22 protein-coding genes, 3 tRNA genes and 1 rRNA gene are annotated in these 18,407 nt (G+C 47.2%); 7 read left to right on the top strand and 19 right to left on the bottom strand.

Annotated elements, in window-relative coordinates; translation table 11 throughout:
• Window positions 1-251: 251 nt before the first annotated feature.
• Window positions 252-572, top strand: a complete 321-nt coding sequence (locus HZS85_RS16655; protein ID WP_251137774.1) for a helix-turn-helix domain-containing protein — start codon at window positions 252-254, stop codon at window positions 570-572.
• 318 nt (window positions 573-890) lie between these two features.
• Here HZS85_RS16655 and HZS85_RS00125 read toward each other — a convergent pair whose 3' ends face one another.
• The 9 genes from HZS85_RS00125 to HZS85_RS00085 all read right to left on the bottom strand — a co-directional run bounded on the left by HZS85_RS00125 (window position 891) and on the right by HZS85_RS00085 (window position 8,499).
• Window positions 891-1,358: a hypothetical protein gene (locus tag HZS85_RS00125; RefSeq protein WP_214852021.1), complete on the bottom strand. Its 468-nt coding sequence runs from the start codon at window positions 1,356-1,358 to the stop codon at window positions 891-893.
• Window positions 1,325-1,834 (bottom strand): hypothetical protein, encoded by a 510-nt coding sequence (locus HZS85_RS00120; RefSeq protein WP_214852020.1) that lies wholly within the window; start codon window positions 1,832-1,834, stop codon window positions 1,325-1,327. Before HZS85_RS00120 ends, HZS85_RS00125 begins: the two co-directional genes overlap by 34 nt.
• A gap of 13 nt (window positions 1,835-1,847) precedes the next feature.
• Window positions 1,848-2,300: a hypothetical protein gene (locus HZS85_RS00115; protein ID WP_214852019.1), complete on the bottom strand. Its 453-nt coding sequence runs from the start codon at window positions 2,298-2,300 to the stop codon at window positions 1,848-1,850.
• Between the two features lie 120 nt (window positions 2,301-2,420).
• Window positions 2,421-2,579, bottom strand: a complete 159-nt coding sequence (locus tag HZS85_RS00110) for a hypothetical protein (protein ID WP_034801002.1) — start codon at window positions 2,577-2,579, stop codon at window positions 2,421-2,423.
• A gap of 127 nt (window positions 2,580-2,706) precedes the next feature.
• Window positions 2,707-6,453, bottom strand: a complete 3,747-nt coding sequence (locus tag HZS85_RS00105; RefSeq protein WP_214852017.1) for a S8 family serine peptidase — start codon at window positions 6,451-6,453, stop codon at window positions 2,707-2,709.
• Between the two features lie 222 nt (window positions 6,454-6,675).
• A tRNA-Ala gene (locus tag HZS85_RS00100) sits at window positions 6,676-6,751 on the bottom strand.
• Between the two features lie 104 nt (window positions 6,752-6,855).
• Window positions 6,856-7,635, bottom strand: coding sequence for a twin-arginine translocase subunit TatC (tatC, locus tag HZS85_RS00095; protein WP_035410816.1), 780 nt, complete (start codon window positions 7,633-7,635; stop codon window positions 6,856-6,858).
• A gap of 7 nt (window positions 7,636-7,642) precedes the next feature.
• Window positions 7,643-7,840 (bottom strand): twin-arginine translocase TatA/TatE family subunit, encoded by a 198-nt coding sequence (locus HZS85_RS00090; protein ID WP_029342825.1) that lies wholly within the window; start codon window positions 7,838-7,840, stop codon window positions 7,643-7,645.
• Complete coding sequence (locus HZS85_RS00085; protein WP_214852014.1) at window positions 7,840-8,499, bottom strand: redox-sensing transcriptional repressor Rex; 660 nt, start codon at window positions 8,497-8,499, stop codon at window positions 7,840-7,842. Before HZS85_RS00085 ends, HZS85_RS00090 begins: the two co-directional genes overlap by 1 nt.
• 167 nt (window positions 8,500-8,666) lie before the next feature.
• Between HZS85_RS00085 and HZS85_RS00080 the strand changes: the two genes are divergently transcribed.
• Entirely contained in the window at window positions 8,667-10,568 is a 1,902-nt protein-coding gene (locus tag HZS85_RS00080) for an ATP-binding cassette domain-containing protein (protein ID WP_035410903.1), read from the top strand.
• Entirely contained in the window at window positions 10,568-10,990 is a 423-nt protein-coding gene (locus tag HZS85_RS00075) for a hypothetical protein (RefSeq protein ID WP_214852012.1), read from the top strand. Before HZS85_RS00080 ends, HZS85_RS00075 begins: the two co-directional genes overlap by 1 nt.
• Before the next feature lie 145 nt (window positions 10,991-11,135).
• On the opposite strand, the gene HZS85_RS00070 is transcribed toward HZS85_RS00075, so the two are convergent.
• A complete protein-coding gene (locus HZS85_RS00070; protein ID WP_214852011.1) occupies window positions 11,136-11,729 on the bottom strand; it encodes a flavin reductase family protein in 594 nt (197 codons plus the stop codon).
• Window positions 11,730-11,748: 19 nt separating this feature from the next.
• Complete coding sequence (locus HZS85_RS00065) at window positions 11,749-12,147, bottom strand: DoxX family protein (RefSeq protein ID WP_214852010.1); 399 nt, start codon at window positions 12,145-12,147, stop codon at window positions 11,749-11,751.
• A 183-nt stretch (window positions 12,148-12,330) separates the two neighbouring features.
• Between HZS85_RS00065 and HZS85_RS00060 the strand changes: the two genes are divergently transcribed.
• From HZS85_RS00060 to HZS85_RS00050, 3 genes are all read left to right on the top strand, one after another.
• Window positions 12,331-12,651 (top strand): winged helix-turn-helix transcriptional regulator, encoded by a 321-nt coding sequence (locus tag HZS85_RS00060; RefSeq protein ID WP_214852009.1) that lies wholly within the window; start codon window positions 12,331-12,333, stop codon window positions 12,649-12,651.
• A 106-nt stretch (window positions 12,652-12,757) separates the two neighbouring features.
• On the top strand, window positions 12,758-13,213 hold the full coding sequence (locus tag HZS85_RS00055; RefSeq protein ID WP_214852008.1) for a flavodoxin: 456 nt from the start codon (window positions 12,758-12,760) through the stop codon (window positions 13,211-13,213).
• A 69-nt stretch (window positions 13,214-13,282) separates the two neighbouring features.
• Entirely contained in the window at window positions 13,283-13,942 is a 660-nt protein-coding gene (locus HZS85_RS00050; RefSeq protein WP_035410831.1) for a haloacid dehalogenase type II, read from the top strand.
• Between the two features lie 46 nt (window positions 13,943-13,988).
• Here HZS85_RS00050 and HZS85_RS00045 read toward each other — a convergent pair whose 3' ends face one another.
• From HZS85_RS00045 to HZS85_RS00015, 7 genes are all read right to left on the bottom strand, one after another.
• Window positions 13,989-14,558, bottom strand: coding sequence for a hypothetical protein (locus HZS85_RS00045; protein WP_035410835.1), 570 nt, complete (start codon window positions 14,556-14,558; stop codon window positions 13,989-13,991).
• A 28-nt stretch (window positions 14,559-14,586) separates the two neighbouring features.
• Window positions 14,587-15,594: a tRNA (adenosine(37)-N6)-threonylcarbamoyltransferase complex transferase subunit TsaD gene (gene tsaD / locus HZS85_RS00040; protein WP_035410838.1), complete on the bottom strand. Its 1,008-nt coding sequence runs from the start codon at window positions 15,592-15,594 to the stop codon at window positions 14,587-14,589.
• On the bottom strand, window positions 15,591-16,025 hold the full coding sequence (rimI, locus tag HZS85_RS00035; RefSeq protein ID WP_035410841.1) for a ribosomal protein S18-alanine N-acetyltransferase: 435 nt from the start codon (window positions 16,023-16,025) through the stop codon (window positions 15,591-15,593). The genes tsaD and rimI overlap by 4 nt, the downstream gene beginning before the upstream one ends.
• Before the next feature lie 13 nt (window positions 16,026-16,038).
• Window positions 16,039-16,692 carry a tRNA (adenosine(37)-N6)-threonylcarbamoyltransferase complex dimerization subunit type 1 TsaB gene (gene tsaB, locus HZS85_RS00030; protein ID WP_214852007.1) on the bottom strand — a complete coding sequence of 218 codons (654 nt, stop codon included), beginning with the start codon at window positions 16,690-16,692 and terminating at the stop codon, window positions 16,039-16,041.
• On the bottom strand, window positions 16,689-17,138 hold the full coding sequence (gene tsaE, locus HZS85_RS00025) for a tRNA (adenosine(37)-N6)-threonylcarbamoyltransferase complex ATPase subunit type 1 TsaE (RefSeq protein ID WP_023469616.1): 450 nt from the start codon (window positions 17,136-17,138) through the stop codon (window positions 16,689-16,691). Before tsaE ends, tsaB begins: the two co-directional genes overlap by 4 nt.
• Before the next feature lie 119 nt (window positions 17,139-17,257).
• Window positions 17,258-17,334, bottom strand: a tRNA-Met gene (locus HZS85_RS00020).
• Window positions 17,335-17,368: 34 nt separating this feature from the next.
• Window positions 17,369-17,445, bottom strand: a tRNA-Met gene (locus HZS85_RS00015).
• A gap of 129 nt (window positions 17,446-17,574) precedes the next feature.
• Here HZS85_RS00015 and HZS85_RS00010 point away from each other — a divergent pair.
• The gene (locus HZS85_RS00010; protein ID WP_214852004.1) at window positions 17,575-18,045 is read left to right on the top strand and encodes an NUDIX hydrolase; all 471 of its coding nucleotides are present in this window, start codon (window positions 17,575-17,577) and stop codon (window positions 18,043-18,045) included.
• 117 nt (window positions 18,046-18,162) lie between these two features.
• Here the strand turns inward: HZS85_RS00010 and rrf are convergent.
• Window positions 18,163-18,278: ribosomal RNA gene (rrf, locus tag HZS85_RS00005) — 5S ribosomal RNA — on the bottom strand.
• Window positions 18,279-18,407: the final 129 nt, after the last annotated feature.

Genomic DNA, 18,407 nt, shown 5'->3' with positions numbered 1-18,407 from the left:
TCACCACCTTAAATAGATGAAGGACAAAATATCGTACGGGCGGCTCCATGGCACTTCGTAATCGAACAGAGTGGACGCGTTATCCGGAAGAACTGAAGATGAAGGCTATACGTGCAGTACTCGACCAAAAGGAATCGCTTATTAGCGCTACGGCACGGTTTGATATCTCGGATAGAAGCCTACTTGCGAAGTGGATAGAGGGGTATACTAGTCATAGTACTCAAGGGAAACCATTGAAGGAGCGATCCACTATGACTAAAGGTAGAACCACTACATTCGAAGAGCGTGTCCAGGCAGTCATGGACTGTATACAGAACAGAAAAGACTATCAAAGCATCATGAAGACCCATCGGGTCTCGTACCAACAAATTTATAGCTGGGTAAGAAAGTTCGAGAAGGACGGAATCGACGCACTGATGGACCGTCGCGGACGTCAGAAGCCAGTAGAAGAATTGACGGATACAGACCGTTTGGCGTTGGATCTGAAACGACTCGAGAAAGAAAATGAGCGTCTACGCATGGAGAACGATTTCTTAAAAAAGTTAGAGGAGATCGAGAGGAGGTCACGTTAAGTCAAATTCGTCTTCAAGATAAATATGAAGCCATTCAATCATCGGTAGAGCAATTTGGTTACCCGATCATCGCCCTGTGTCACCTCGCTGGAGTCTCGCGCGCTGCCTACTACAAGTGGTTACGCCGGATTGGTATACCACAGACTCGTGAGACGGAGAACATGAAAATCATCGAAGAGATGAACGAGATCAACAACGATTAAACGGCTTGGCTCCATTAGAATACAGAGCGCAAGCCGTTTAAAGGATTTTTATTATTTGTCCTGTCTACTTGACAGGGAGCAGTTCACTTTCGCTGATTGATGCGGATTTTTTGCTTTACCGTTTCCACCACGCACGTTCGATTTCCCCCATCGAGACGTAGGCTGGATCGATTTGTTTGGCTAACCGATTCAGTCGAGTGATACCAAGACTAAACCCACCAATCCAAAAGAGGAAGACGACGAATAAATAACCAGGAGCACTTGGAATCGACAGCATGACGACGGCGATCAGCCATGCCACGACATACCCGATGATTGTCAGACGAGCGACCTTTTGAACGGTTTGTTGATACATAGTTGGTGTTAAATATGACTTCATGAGCCGTAGACGGACAATTTCTCGAGAGACTGCTGTCGCGCAAAGACAAAAGAGCATGATCTGAAGAAAGACGGATGTAATTGTCGGCATAAACCAAGCAGGTACCGCAAAAATCAATCCAGGGACCAAAAAGAAATAGGCGACGGAACGCACAGGACGTACCAATAGGTTCAGACGTGCTTGTCGCTCGAATAGGTGTTCCATTGTGATGTTCCTTTCTGTCTGACGAAGCGGGCAACTTCAACGTCACTGATATAATCTGGATCACGCTTTCCATCACGTCGGATGATCCATTCACTGATGAAATAGAGTGGTGTTAAAATCGCAAATATCGCAACAAACATCTGCCAAAATGGTCTATCGATCGTCTGAATGATGACGATCGTCAATACGGCATACAGCAGGACGTGACTGCCGGTACGAAGTAAAAATTGCCGACGAACCTGTGCGTTTGAGAGATAGCCGTCTAAAATTTTTCGTTTTTTTAGTTGGTAGCGAAAATCGGATCCGAGAAAAACGGCTGGAATCGTCAAAATCAAAATCGGGAGATCCGTCCACTCAATCAAAACACCGACTGTTATGAATAGAAACACGTTCCAATACCAGCGTGTGCCGAGCCATTCGACATCCCGATACGCGAGGGCAAGTTTTTGTAGGCGTTCTTCACGAGCCGTTTGCATAGTACCTTCTCCTTTAGCGAGCTTGATGAATTTCTTTTTCCGTCACATATGTTGGATCGATCTTTCGTGAGACGAACTCTAACGTTTTTCGGCAGATCCAGTAGAACGGGATGACGACGATGACGAGACCGATCAAGAAAGATGTATTCGGGCGATCGACTGCCCAAACGATCAGACCAGCGAGTGCTCCGTATTGTAAGATCCCTATCAACACATGCACGTGATAAAGCCGTCTTGCAGAAGTCTCTGATGTATATTCCGCAACAAGCGCGAACCGCTTGCGTTGTACGAACATGTCGTAGCCAAAATACAATAACGGGACGATCATCGCGTAGATTGGTTTCTCGAGTGTGTTACTGAGCGCTAAGAATGCCGCAAGCATGACCCACATGCCGGTCTGTGTCTTTTGGTGCATCTCTTCGTATAACGTCGCTAATGCTTTCGTTTGTGTATGTACGTGTTCCATGATCTCCCACCTCTCTATACTGTCATATACTTACATTTTACTGCATCGGTTTCATATCTAGTATGATTTTTTGAAAAAAAGATGTCTTGTCGCTTCGGACAAGACATCTTTCATTAGAGACTATGCACTAACCTGGATGATCAGATAGATGACACTATAGGCAACGATCGCGAGCGGTATCAATGCGACACCGATCAGCCAGCCGTTTTTGTCACGGATACCGAGATATAAGACGAGACACCCCACGATGAAGGCGATTAATGTCGTAAACGGATTCATGGTTGTTCCCCCTCTAATTGTTTCTGCTCTTAAATTTCCCGCTCCACTCGTCTCATAAACCCTTCATGGCGCTTCGATACACAACGAAAAGCCAGACGGATGTCCGCCTGGCTTGTTCAATGTTACCTTATTTTTTCGTGATGACGACTGTTTTCGTAACGACGTGTCCACCCAGATCCTTCAGTTTCAAGTTGTACGTGTTTTTTCCTTTTTTGAGCGTCACTTTTTTCGTGATCGTCTTTTTGAAGGCTTTCATGACGTACGGTTCTTTGAACGTCCGGCGGTATTCCGCGCTACCATTGAAGTCGAAGCGTAATTCGCTGTAGTTATCGCGAAGTACGATCTTCATCTCAGCTGTTTTTGTTTTACTTGAGACGGTTTTTGGTGCTGTGACACGAATCGTTGGTAATTCTGTGTCGATGATGACTTGACGGTTGAACGCCACACGATTCCCTTTTCCATCGTACGCTTCGACCTTGAATGACTTGACGCCATCCGTCGTGTACGTCACGTCATGGCTGAACGCATAGTTTTGTTGGGCTGCATCGAAACGCAGTTTAACAGTTTTTCCGTTGATCTTGAACGATTTGATACCTGACTCATCAGAGACATGACCCGCGATGTTGATGACTTTTGATGTTGCAAGACCAAGAGCGACCGGTGTATCGATTTGAACATTTGGTACGGCTTTATCAACGCCTGTCGTGTTGACGTCTTTTTTCACACTGTTTCCAGCATAGTCTTTGACGACGAAGGCAATCTTCGCGCGCTCCGGCAGATCCGTCAACGTGTACGCTTTTTCTGTTGCGGCAAGTGGTTGCTTTAAGACACTCTTGCCATTGACGAGGATATTGTATGACGCAACTCCTGTTCCTTGGTCGCCTGCTGTCCATGAAAGTGTTGATTTCGCAGCATTCCATTTCACAGTCGCTGCTGGCTTTTTCGTATCGACATAGACTGGGAAGAGATTCGTCTGCCATTTTGCGTTCGGATAATCGATCACCGATTTGACTTTGTAGTAGTAAAGACCATCTTTGACCGGTTTCCCGTTGATCGTTCCGTCCCAAGCAGCGCTTGTGACTGGTGTGTAGCCGTTCTCTGAACCGCTATCATAGTAGTTCTTGACGACGTCCGTTTGCATATCAAGCTTCTGAAGTGTTGTTTTATTCCGGTCAAGAATCGAATACTCGACTTTTTTCGCATTTCGAAGGAATGAGATGATCGGGAAAGCTTCATCTGCGCTACCGTCGTTGTTCGGTGAGAACGAGACTTTGTTCGCGACAACTTTTCCAGCGGCATTCGTACCAAGGAATTCGAAATCGTCCTTCACTTCAGTCGCTAGACCTGTCAATCCGTAGAACGTGTTGTTTTTATCGTACAATGGTGCATCTAAAATCGGAGCTTGATCCCATTTTCCTTTGAATCCAACATAAGGAACTGTCAGTTCTGGATTTTTGCTCTTCGTATCGACCAGACGGACGAATCCTTCGACGAAGTAGCCGTTTTTAAAGACTTGTTCAAGCGGAAGCTCGTTCGCCCAGTCAGTCGTGTTCTTCAAATCGACTGACACGCTGACTTTCGTTGAGCTCTTCGGATTAATCGAGACTGAACTCGCTTTCTTCGAGCCGACTGCAAATGAGATCGGGTATGTGCCTATGTTGGCATCTACCGTACCAATCGTTCCTTTTTTGAAGATTCCATTTGCTTCAAGGAAGTTCGATCCTTGTGCACCGAGATCTGATTGAACCGTTCCCGCTAGCTTATACGTCACTTTTTCATTGCTGTAGTTTTTTAAATCAAGCGTGAATGTGAACTTCTCGCCGACTTCCTTCAAGGATGCCTTGCCTTCACCTGACTTTGTCTCTGTGATGACGACTGGTGTCTTCATCGCAGCACGAAGATCCATCAGTCCAGCTCCCTCACGACGTGGGGAGTAGAAGTTGCCTGTTTTCAGTTCTGCGTTGTATTTTCCTTGATCGAGTTGCGGACGCGATGTATTCATCAAGATGTTTTTGGCGAGTTTAACGCGTGTTGCACCAGTGACTTTGAAGTCCTTCGCAATCCGTTGCATGACGAGTGCTGTTCCACCAGCGACGTGTGGTGCTGCCATCGATGTACCGCTCATGACGCCATACTCGTTATCATTAAGCGTCGAATAGATTTTCCCACCTGGTGCCGTGATTTCTGGCTTGAAGTCAAGGCTTGGCGTGACACCCCATGACGTGAAGTCAGACATTTGTCCTGCGACCGGGTTATCGGTTGAGACCGCTTTTCCGTCAAATGTCACTGCGATTGCCTTGCCTTCTTTTGCTTTTGCTTCGAGATCATTCCCGTCCGCGATGCTAAGCGTGACGAGTGGAATCGTCGGATTGTTGAGCGCCATGCTGACGTAATCCCCGTGATCGACTCGACCGCGGACGATGACACCTGCTGCCCCTTGCTTCTCAGCTTCTGCTTGGATCATACCGTAGTTGAAACCACCGTTACGCACGACGAAGACGACTTTCCCTTTGACGTCTTTACCTTCATAGTTCGAAGCTTGACCGTCACCGACATACACGACATCCTTCTTCTCTTTATCGAAGACGGCAATCGGATTCGGCGAATCTTGTTTTTGGTATGCCAAATAACCGGCATCCTGACCGTCGATCGTCAGCGCCATGCCTTCAAGCGTCAATTTCGTATTTTCGAGTGACGCGACTTGGAGCGCCTGGCTCGTCAATCCTGGTGCACCAACGACACCGATATCCGGGTTTGCTGTATATGGATTACCCGCACCATGACCTGCAAACGCCGAGTTACCAGCAGAGATCGCACACAAGATACCGTTGTTCATCGCGTTGACGATTGCGCGTTGTTCTGGAGCATCTGAATTGACGAACGATGCCGTCGAACCGAGACTCATGTTGATGACATCGGCTCCGAGTGCAATCGCATCATCGATCGCTTTAATGTAGATATCGCTGAATGTCGATGGCATTCCTGGATCGTTTCCGAAGACTTTCATCGCGAGGAGCTGTGTTTCCGGCGCGACCCCTTTGATACCACCGTTTGCTTCATCGCCGTTTGCTCCGACCGTACCTGCGACGTGCATCCCGTGCATCGATGCCCCCGCACCTAAGTCACGGATTTCGCTGTCGTGATCGGCATAGTTATAGCCGTACGGTACTTTTTCCGTGAAATACTTTCCTTTTAAACCTTTTGTTTCTTTCGCACTCTCGACCTTCGAAGAGGTTAAATCCACCTTTGTCTCTGGACTCAAGACCATGTCTTTGTGCGATGGATCAATCCCCGTATCGATGACCGCGACGACGGTTCCTTCCCCTTTAAAGCCATAGTCCTGCCACGTTTCCTTCGCATTGACCATGTCCTTGCTGTACAGCATGTCTGGCTTGGCACCTTTATCGACGGTTGGGCGCGCATATTCGTGCGCGATATGTACACTTTTGACTCCTTCGAGTTGTTTGATATCTTCGATGTCACCGAACTTCACTTCACCACTGAATCCATTGATGACGGTTGTGAAGCTTTCTTTATATGTAACAGGAATCGCCTTTTTAGCGATAGCTGACTTGACTGATTTTTGGACGCTGACGAGTCGATCCTTGATCGATTCCTTTTCGGCATTGCTCAATGTGCTATACCGCTTGTTTTGAGATTGGGCGATTTGAATCGCCGGTTTTTGTTCCATCTCGATGACGACTCGGACTTTATCCGATTGTTTGTAGTTCTTTTCTTGTCCCGATTTCTTCAGTGAGAGCGCCTGCGGTTTTTGACCCGTCGCTTTGTCTTGCGAGGACAGTGCACCTTGCGCACTGACTAGATTGGAAGACGTCATTAAGACGGCTGCCATAAGTGCAATCTTCTTCTTCATGCGTTCGTTTCCCCTTTTCTGTAAAACCATAGTAGTAATACTAATAAAACAGTTTAACGAAAATTCTGTATTTTTAGTTTAATGAAGTTAATGGAAATAAACAATTTATATTTGTCTATTTTTTTAATTTTTTTCTTTTTGGTGACATTTTATATTTGGAAGGAATTTAACTGGGAACATAAAAAAACTCCTCGAGCACTCGAGGAGTTGAACGTATGAACTTGGTGGAGACTATCGGGATCGAACCGACGACCTTTTGGCTGCCAGCCAAACGCTCTCCCAGCTGAGCTAAGCCCCCATGAATTATCTTCAGTATACGCATCGCTAACTGCTTTATCAATATAAACATAACGCTTTCATAAAAAAGAATTCCTCCCGAAATGGCTGGAAGGAATTCACGATTCATTTATTCAATTCACGCATCAAATCCGCCTGTCGTTCAAGCTCTGCCTGTTGCTCGAGGATCAAGACCTTTTTATACGTCCGCGCGGAAATCAAGATACTGATTTCATAGAGAACGAACAACGGCACTGAGATCATCAAGTGTGACGTCACGTCCGGCGGTGCGATCAATGCCGCAACGACGAACAGCGCGAAATACGCATATTTTCGATTCTTTCGCATGAAATATGGCGTCACAAGACCAAGACGTGTCAGGAACATCGTCACGACCGGCAATTGGAAGAGAAGACCAAACGGCATCGTCAACCGGATCAAGAAACTGAAGTAGTTTTCGACCCCGATGACTTGCTCGATCCCCAATTCTTTCCCGAGATCCGTTGAGACTTCGAGCAAGAAGGGAAGCAACCAGAAATACGAGAAGGCTACACCAGCCAAAAATAGAAAGAAGATGACTGGAATATACGTCAGTGTTGCTTTTTGTTCCTTTTCATAAAGCCCTGGTCGGACAAATGCCCACAGTTGATACATCCAGAACGGTGACGCTAAAATCAGCGCGATGATGAACGCAAGATTCAAATACAACATTAAAGGATCGGCGACGTTGAAGGCATTTAATCCGATACCGAGCTCTTTTAAGTCCGCTTGCAGAAAACGGACGAGCGGTCGAACGAGCGGAAATGCGACAGCGAACAGGACGACGACGATGAGGAGCGACCAGACAATCCGCTTACGCAGTTCGTCTAGGTGCGACGTCATGCTTTGTTCTTGATCAACCGTCATGATTCAATCACTTCTCTTTCGGTTCGTCCTTTTTATCGTCGTCCATGATGCCGTTCGTGGCATTCTTGAACTCTTTCAATGTTTGACCGGCAGCACGACCGAATTCCGGCAACTTCTTCGGTCCGAAGATGATCAACGCGACGACAGCAATTAATCCGATACTCGCAGGTCCGATACCTAACGTGAGCGGGATAAGGTTTTCCATTATAATTTCACTCCTTCAGCTGATTGCGAATAATGCTTCATGAAATAAACTAACGACTGCAACTCGATCGATAAATCGATGTGATGAACCCGAACGCTCGCTGGCACGTTCAACCGTGCAGGCGTAAAGTTCAGAATGCCTGTCACACCATACTCGACTAACTCATCCGCTACTGACTGTGCGAACTGGGATGGAACCGTCAAGATGGCGACATCGACCTGATTCGCTTCGATTTGTTCTTTCATGTCCGAAACATGATAGATTGGAACGTCATGCGTCGTTGTTCCGACCTTCTCTTCGTCCGCATCAAACGCAACGACTATCCGAGTACTATTATTCTTTAAAAAGTTATAATTTGCAAACGCTGTTCCGAGATGACCGACCCCGATTAAGGCAACATTCGTCACCTCATCTTGATTCAAGGTTTTGCGGAAAAACGTTAAGAGATGTTGAACGTTATATCCATACCCCTTCTTCCCTAGTGCCCCAAAGTAGGAAAAATCGCGACGAATCGTTGCTGAATCAACCTTCACCGCCTCGCTTAACTCAGCAGAAGAGACGCGGAGCTTGCCTGAATTGTATAAACTTTGGATGAAGCGATAATATAGCGGCAACCGTTTTGCTGTCGCTTGTGGAATTTTTGTGTCTGATCCATTCATCCTGCAGTTCCCCCTTCGGCCACATCCATCGTGGCACCCAAATCTTTGCAAAAAGCTTTCTACTCTCCTTGATTGTAAACCACTTCACATAGAGTCACAAATAATATATTCCGCAGGACCTCGCGCTTTTGTTCGTGATAGACTAAAGGGTGGAAGGATGGATGGAAATGATACTCTTACAAGTCAACCAACTCTCGAAATCATTCGGCGTCGAGCCGATTTTAGAAAATATCAAATTGGAAGTACAAGAGCGCGACCGAATTGCGCTCGTCGGTCGAAATGGTGCCGGTAAATCAACCTTGCTCAAAATCATCGCTGGTGAACTCAGTCATGACTCGGGCGATATCATGAAAGGTAAAGATGTCAAAATCGGCTATCTCGCGCAAGACAGTGGTCTCGAATCGAATGAGACGATCTGGAACGAGATGCTGACCGTCTTTGAACATCTGCAAGAACAAGAACGGACACTGCGCCGGATGGAAATCGAGATGGGCATGGAGCACATCTTGAACGACCCGGTCGCTTACGATCGACTTCTGAAGACGTACGATCAAGCACAACATGACTTCTCAGAAGCAGGTGGTTATCAGTTCGAAGCGAATATTCGCTCCGTCCTGCACGGCATGCGCTTTTATCCAGACGATTACTCACGCCGGATCCAGACATTGTCCGGAGGTCAACGGACACGGCTCGCCTTAGCGAAGATGCTCCTGCAAGCACCAGAGCTTCTCATTCTCGATGAACCGACGAACCATCTGGATATCGATACGCTCGCTTGGCTTGAAAGTTACCTCGGTGGTTATCGTGGTGCCGTTCTGATCGTCTCGCACGATCGGTACTTCCTCGATCAAGTCGTCAATGTCGTCTATGAGCTCTCTCGTAATGTCTGTCGTAAGTTCACGGGGAACTATACGAAGTACCTCGAGCAAAAAGCGGCATTGTACGATCAAGAAATGAAACAGTTCGAACAGCAGCAAGAAGAAATCGCGAAGATGCAGGATTTCATTCAACGAAACATCGCTCGGGCGACAACGACAAAGCGTGCTCAAAGCGTTCGAAAACGGCTCGAGAAGGTGGACCGGCTCGACCGACCAGATGGAGATGAACGCAGTACGGTCCTCTCCTTCCCAATCGAAAAACAGAGCGGGAATGACGTTCTTCAAGTCAATCAATTGGCAATCGGTTACGAAGAAGCTGTCTCAAAAGACATCACGTTTCGCTTGCAACGCGGCGAATCACTGGCACTCGTCGGACCGAACGGAATCGGGAAGTCGACGCTCTTAAAAGTCCTCGTCGGTCGTTTACGTCCTCTCTTCGGTGATTTCCGTTTTGGCACCGGCGTCTCGATCGGGTATTACGATCAAGAGCAAGCAGAACTCAATGACCGGAATCGTGTCATCGATGAGATTTGGAACGAATGGCCACTGATGCGCGAACAAGAAGTCCGTTCTGTGCTCGGACAATTCCTGTTCAGCGGCGACGATGTCTTCAAGATTGTCCATGAATTGTCCGGTGGCGAACGCGGACGTCTCGCGCTCGCAAAACTGAAACTCCGGAAGACGAACGTCCTCATCCTTGACGAGCCAACGAACCACTTGGATCTGGATTCGAAGATGGTCCTTGAGAACGCTCTCGTCGACTATGAAGGTACGCTACTCTTCGTTTCCCATGACCGGTACTTCATCGATCGGATCGCGACACGCGTCATCGAGATGAGTGAAGCTGGTGTGACAGAATACCTCGGCGATTATTCGTACTACACAGAGAAGAAGGCTGAACAAGAAGAAATCGCTCGCCTTGAAGCCGAAGAGGCAAAAGCGGCAAAAGTCACGGCATCGAAGACGATCGACAAAGAAGCACAGAAAGAAGAAAAAAAACGCCGTCAGCAAATCGAACAACTCGAACAAGATATTGAACGGCTCGAACAGCGTTCAGCGGAAATCGAACAGTTGCTTTGCGAACCGGAAGTTTTTAATGATATTCCAAAAGCGACAGCGTTATCTGCGGAACGAGACCAGATCGATGTCGATCTACTTGAATTGATGGAACGATGGGAGAACCAACACTGATGCGAACGAAAAGCTTTTTCATCAACCTGATTCAAGGACTGTTATCCGGTATTCTTTATTTCGTTCCGATGTATGCGGACTACGTGTCCGCCTTCATCCGCCCGGATGCCTTTAATGCTGCTCTTCCTTTGTTCCTTCTGATTTCTTGCATGATCGGACTTGTCATCCAGACATGGAGCGGTCTTCTCGTCAGTCTACTCTCTGGACTATGTTGTACGCTTCTAACGACACAACTGTTCGTCGAACTCAATGATCCATTGATCATATCCTATTATGGTAGCGTCACTCCCTTGACTGCCTTTTTGATCAGTTGTGTCGGGGTTTGGGCGCTGGCAATCATTTTTTATTTGCTCGATGGTTATCAGTATAGTAAACGTCACGGACTCGAAGGTTCTTCAAACGAAATCGATCCACAACCTTGAAGTCCGATCGATGAACTAGATACGCGATATGAAAAAAGGAGTGGAGATTCCGGTAGCTAGACCGGTCTCTCCACTCCTTTTTATTTAAATCGAAACGTTCGTCGTCAACATGGATCGTACACTGAATCAAGCATTCACACTTCTATCATTTTGTCGGTCGAGCAATCGTAAACGTTTTCCCGATCGTCGCATAATCATTTCCCGCTAAGCGAGCGATAGCCTTCAATCCTGCCGCATCGATCCGGAACGACTCGACGAGTTCATCCGCGACGTGATAGCGCAGTACTTCCCCGATCAAAAGATCGGCACCTTCTAGCTCGACATGTTGCGTTAAGCGCATCTCGAACCGGATTTTCGCTTCCGCGATTCCGGGCACGTCGATTGCGTCGCTATCGACGAGCGTTAAATCCGTCCGTTCGAGTTCACTTTCACCGTAAGCGAGTGGCGCAGCCGTCTCATTGACAGCGTCGACGATTTCTTCGCTGACGATATGGATGACATAGCTTTGTTTTGCTAGGATATTACGTGCCGTATCCTTTTGTCCCTGATCCGTCCGTTGTACGGCAATCACCAGTTGTGGCGGACTACTTGATGCGACCGTAAAGAAGGAAAAGGGGGCGGCGTTGACCGTCCCGTCTTCCCCTAGCGTCGTCACGAAGGCAATCGGACGCGGAATGATGCTTCCGATCAGTAATTTATAATTGTCTTTTGCGCTAAGCGTTGATGCCTCGAACTTCATGAATGACCCACCTTTTTCCTCACCCGATGAGTGCAGCGAGTGAATAGTCTCCAGCACCGATCATCGCCACTCCAAGGGCGATAACGATCAATGCCATGTTGTATTCGTACCCGTTCTGCGTCACCCAGTAACCATTCGCACCGTGTACTTTAACGATCGCGACAAGCATCGAACCGATGATGAGGATTGCAGCGATCCAGAGGAATACCCCGCTTGCAAACAATAATCCACCGATTAATTCAGCAAGACCCGCTGTAATCGCGAGTGCCTTCCCTGGCTTCATGCCGATTGATTCGAACCAACCGCCTGTTCCAGCGATGCCGTGTCCACCAAACCAACCAAATAATTTTTGTGTACCGTGTGCAGCAAATGTTAAACCGATGATTAAACGAATGATTAAAAGTCCTGTATCCATCATTTCTCTCTTCTCCTTTTACCTAATGTTTTTAAGTTACTTTAAGTAACTCGATAAACAGACTATATCTTATCACTTACTAAAAGTAAATAGATTTGTTTTAGTTCTTTTTGTTACATTAAGTAAAATGATTCGATTTTTTTAGCAGAAGCGGGTATACTACAACTATAGAAAGGATGAGTGCTGATGGAAGAAGTCGCAATCCAAACGGCTCTTTGTCCCAAAGTCGAACATGCCTTTGAAATCTTAGGTAAGAAATGGACAGGTCTGATTTTACGTCACTTGTTGACGAAGACATGTCGTTTCAATGAGATTCAAGATGCCATCCCCGAATTATCAGGTCGCATGCTCACGGAACGTATGAAGGAGCTCGAAGCGGAAGGCATCGTCATCCGGACTGTCATTCCCGATCGTCCGATTAAGATTCAATACAGTTTGACCGACAAAGGGCGTCAACTCGAACCGGTCATTCGTTCCATTGAAGAATGGGCCGAACTACAAGACTAATGTATGAAAAAGCATCTTCTTCGGAAGGTGTTTTTTCATATGATCTTTTGACATTGATAATCATTATCAATTAAAGTAAGGAAGTACAGCGAAAGGAGGAACATGCATGCAGATTGCAATTGGATTCGTCAGCATGTCCGGTAATACGGAAGATATCGTCTCGATCATTCAACGTGAGCTCGAGCAACACGATGTCAACGTGACGATCACAGAACTGGATCAATTCGTCGGGGAGGATCTATCACGTTTTGATGGTCTACTACTCGGCTCATATACATGGGGAGACGGTGATTTACCGTATGAAGCAGAAGATTTCGTCGAGGAGCTACGGGAACAATTTTTAGACGGGATGCCGGCTGCTGCTTTTGGTTCGGGGGATCTTGATTATCCGAAGTACTGCGCAGCCGTTGATTTGATTGAAGACGCATTAAAAGAAGCTGGGGCGACCATCGTCACGAATGGCTTGAAGATTGAGTTTGATCCGAACACACCGGAGAAACAAGCCGCTTGTCGCGCGTTCGCACAGACGTTTCATCGCTTTTTGCAGCAGGTCCATTCATAAGTATCGTTTGAATCCGTCATGTAAGGGAATTCTTAAAACAGACTCTATGAAAGTGAGATGAATGTTTTTATGACGATTCAAGCACTCGTCTTTGACGTCTACGGTACATTATTCGATGTCCATTCCGTCAAAGAGCAAGCAGAGGAGCTGTATCCGGGACACGGAGAAGCGATCAGTAAACGCTGGCGAGAGAAACAACTGGAGTACTCTTTCCTTCGACAATTAAACGGACAATATGTGCCGTTCAGCCAAGTGACACAAGATGCCCTCCGTTATACGTTACTCGAACTGAAGCTCCATGTGACCGAGGAACAAATCACGACTTTAATGGAGACGTACCTGACACTTGATGTGTACCCAGAAGTTAGCTCTGTTCTCGAGACGATGGCGCATAAGCGTTTGGTCGTCTTCTCGAATGGTTCCCATGATATGCTCGATCCGTTGATCGAACAGTCAGGTTTAGCCGATCGGTTCGAACATCTCGTCAGTGTTGATGACATCAAACACTATAAACCAGCACCTGCTTCTTATATGCATGCGTTGAACACACTCGGTTTAAAACGCGAGGAGATCCTCTTCATGTCCTCGAACGGTTGGGACATCACCGGGGCAAAGAGTTTCGGCTTCAAAACGGCATGGATCAATCGAAACGGACTTCCGGTCGAAGAATTAAATCTTGATCCGGATCGCATCTATGATGACTTGACCGGTATCACTGAATGGCAATGAACGAACAACAGCGGACTCCTTTTTAGGAATCCGCTGTTTTAATGGATTAGTAATTGGAAAGACGTGAGTAGCCCTTCTTGAATAGATCGAGTTTCAGCCCGCCCTCTTTTTCGATGAAGAAGAGGTATTCGTTTTGATCCGTATCTTTATAAAAGACCTTAAATAACGTCACAGTTCGTTTTTTATTGTTTTCAACAGCTGTCACCTCGTGCTTCGAGATCACTTCTGCTTGGACTTGTTCCGCATCCATCTTTTGAATCATCGGTTCGAATGACTTCTTCTCTTGATTCGTCACTGGTGTTCCGGGAGCAATCATGAAATAATCATCACTCGCCTTGTTCGTTAAACCGTACTTCCGATCGACGATGACGACGTTACTGAGCTTCCCATTGATTGTCTGATCAAAAGCGTACAACTTTTGAATCCGGGTTTTTTCCCCTTCTGCTCGTCCGATTTCGTAAAGTGGACGTTGTTTCGTGTTCGTCTCGACCGCTTTCTTATCGGGTACGAGTTCTTCCTTATAGGCGACTTGGTATGCGTTGACGATTTCTCGGACCTGAAGTCCGATCGCGACGATGACCAGTACCGCTAACAATGCGATGATGACTTTTTTCATTCCATTTCCCCCAAGTTGTTCGGATTCCTTACTTTAAATCTAGCCCAGGTTCTGCATTCATGGCAAGTGTCGAATAGCGTAACGCGCGATATGGATGAATCGCAGCCGCTCCGATCATCGCCGCATTGTCTCCACACAAGTGCATCGGCGGAATGACGAGATCGATTCCTTCCTTCGCACACGCTGCTTCGAGACCGTTACGTAATCCTTTATTAGCGGCGACGCCACCAGCAAGCAGCAGTTGACGTCCCCCTTTATCCTTCACGGCACGGATCGCCTTCGTCACGAGTACTTCGACAACGCTCGCTTGGAAACTCGCAGCTAAATCTTCCGGGATGATCACTTCTCCCCGTTGCTCAGCGTTATGCACGGCATTGATGACCGCTGACTTTAAACCGCTGAAGCTAAAGTCATACGAGTCCTTCTCGAGCCAGACGCGTGGAAAATGGAACGTATCCTGCCCGGTTTGTGCCAACTGGTCGATTCGTGGACCACCTGGATACGGTAACTTCAATGTTCGAGCGACTTTATCATATGCTTCTCCCGCGGCATCATCACGTGTTTCACCGATGACTTCATATACACCGTCTTCTGGCATGTAAATCAGTTCCGTATGCCCACCTGATGCAATCAAACAGACGAGCGGGAACTCAAGCTCTTGCACGAGACGATTCGCGTAGATATGACCTGCGATATGATGAACACCGATCAAAGGCTTATTATGCGCAAAAGCAAGTGTCTTTGCCGCACTGACACCAACGAGTAATGCCCCGACCAGTCCGGGACCTTCCGTGACAGCGATCGCATCGATATCGTCGATCGTGACGTTTGCTTCCGTCAATGCATCATCGATGACGTATGTGATCCGTTCGACATGATGTCGTGATGCCACTTCAGGCACGACTCCACCGAATCGTTTATGACTTTCAATTTGAGACGAGACGACATTCGATAAGACGTTGGTTCCTCCACGAACGACGGCAGCCGCCGTTTCGTCGCAGCTCGATTCGATTGCTAGAATCAATGGTTGTGTCATAAGTCTTCTCCCTCCAGCTCCAGCCAATAGATGGCAGCATCTTCATTGTTGTCCTGATAATATCGTTTTCGGATACCAACATAGTGAAATCCGAGTTTTTCATATAAGGTTCGTGCCGGTGTGTTCGAGACACGTACTTCAAGTGTCATCGCTCGTAAATCGAGTGCACGACCGACCGCGATCAACGCCGTTAGCAAGTCTTCCCCAAGTCCTTGTCCGCGGTGCGACTGCTTGACGGCAATATTTGTAATATGTCCTTCATCCGCAATATGCCACAGACCAGCAAACCCGACGATACCATCTTGATCGGCAACGACATAATAGGCATTCGGATTTTGTGTCATTTCTGCTTCGAAGGCATCCAGTGTCCACGGTGTCGCAAACGATTCGAGTTCGACGGCGTGAACACCTGCAGCATCGTTTACGGTCATGCGACGAATCCCCTTACTCATGACGCTGTGCCTCGATCCATTTCGCTTCTGCTTCAGCCAGACGCAGGTAACGTGGCTCAAACGCATGCGCTTCGACTGAATCGCGTGTTGCACCGAGTAAGGCGAGCACTCCGGCACGCGGCGTCCGAAACGCAGGAGCCGCCTTTTCAAATGGTTGAAGAAGTTCTTCAAATGTATCGACGTCTCCTGTGACGAGCGTATCTGGCGCTAACGTCTTCACAAAAGAGGCGATTTCGACATGTTGTTCTTCACCGATTCGTTGCCCAGCGTCGTATACTCCGACAAAACCTGATCCACGTCGTGCATCTTGAATCGCTGCAACACGTCCCGTATGACCTGTCGAAGCTGCCATCAGTTCAAGTGTCGAGACCGCAACCAGTTCGATACCGAGTGTATAGGCAAGCGTCTTCGCTGTTGTCGCACCAATCCGTAATCCCGTATAAGAACCAGGACCGTCAGCAACGACGACGCGTGTCAGTTGGGATGGTGCCCACTTCGCTTCCGCCATCAAGCGCTCAAGTAACGGCATGAGTTTTGTCGCATGATTCAAAGACGTGACGTAAGAAGCTTCTGCTACGATCTGTTTTCCGTTTGAAAGAGCGACCGATAATTGTTTCGTCGATGTATCAATAGCTACGATTTTCATGATTTCAATCCCTCACATAATGTAATGTATCGTTCTCCGATCGGCGTCAGCTCAAAACGGCGGCTATCGTCACCCGTTCGCGTGATCGTGATTGCCAACCGTTCCGGTGGAAGGCTGTCCGCAATCAATTCAGACCACTCGACGACGGCGACGCCTTCACCATTCAAATATTCTTCAAGTCCGATATCATCACCGGAACCTTCCAGGCGATAGACATCCATATGATAGAGAGGGAGACGTCCCGTATAGACTTTCATGATCGTAAAGGTAGGGCTGTTGACATGACGCGTCACACCTAATCCTTTCGCAAAGCTTTGCGTAAAAGTCGTTTTCCCAGCACCTAAATCTCCGTCAAGCGTAATGACCATCCCTGCTTCAGCACGTCGTCCGAGTTCAAGAGCCAAGGCAGTCGTTTCTTCCAAGCTGTTCATTTCCAGTTCTATCATACGATGTCTCCTCCTTTAATACGCACTGATCGTCCTTCTCTATTGTACCGGACGAAAAAGGCAAAAAAAAATACGAAACGCTGAACGTTTCGTAGTAAAGTTGAAGTTAAGTTTAAAATTGGTTGCGGGGGCCGGATTTGAACCGACGACCTTTGGGTTATGAGCCCAACGAGCTACCAGACTGCTCCACCCCGCGACGATAAACGTTTCGGATTTGATTATTTAAAAATTGGTTGCGGGGGCCGGATTTGAACCGACGACCTTTGGGTTATGAGCCCAACGAGCTACCAGACTGCTCCACCCCGCGATGATATAACGTTTCGACAGATATTAATATAACATGTGTCTTTTAAATTGGCAAGTCTTTTTGCCTCATTTCTTTTTACTAACTGTCATAATGAATATTCTTCTATACTGATACGAAAGGAGTGAACAGATGGGATACTTATTAGATTTACGAAAAATCGTAGGAAATCGACCGTTGATCAGTGTAGGCGCGACCGTACTCGTCATGAATTCACAATTTGAACTGCTATTTCAATATCGTTCGGATACGCACAGTTGGGGGCTCCCCGGTGGTTCAATGGAACCGGGTGAGACACTTGAAGAAGTCGCGATGCGTGAGTTGCAGGAAGAAACCGGACTTCAAGCACAAAGCGTTCAACTGCTAGACGTCTTTTCTGGTCCTGATTACTTCTTCCGTTATCCAAATGGTGACCAAACCTACAGTGTGATTCATCTCTTTCAAGCAAAAGACGTATCCGGTACATTACAAATGACAGATGGAGAGAGTCTCGACTTACAATATTTCTCCTTAAATCAATTACCAGCACCTCTTGAAGCGCGTGCTGCAGCACTATTACGTCAAATCAAGTCTCGCCTTCTTGACACAACACCTTCTTTTTAATCTAGATGCTTGTCTTAAAACTGACTTGATGACGGATTGACGTTCACTTGTCAGTTTTTCTATTTCTTTCGGGGCTACACACAAAAAACCGACCTGCAATCTGCAGATCGGTCAAGTGCCTGGCAACGTCCTATCCTCACAGGGGGAAGCCCCCAACTACTTTCGGCGTTCAAGTGCTTAACTTCCGTGTTCGGCATGGGAACGGGTGTGACCACTTGGCTATCGTCACCAGACGATCGGGCTCACGCCCTCAAAACTGAAGTCATCAACAATGCATCTGCTAGAACAAGGCCTCGACCGATTAGTATCACTCAGCTCCACATGTCGCCATGCTTCCACCCGTGACCTATCTACCTCATCGT

The organism is Exiguobacterium sp. s130, from assembly GCF_018619055.1.
GTDB lineage: Bacteria > Bacillota > Bacilli > Exiguobacteriales > Exiguobacteriaceae > Exiguobacterium_A.
This window is presented reverse-complemented; position numbering and strand designations above follow the sequence as displayed.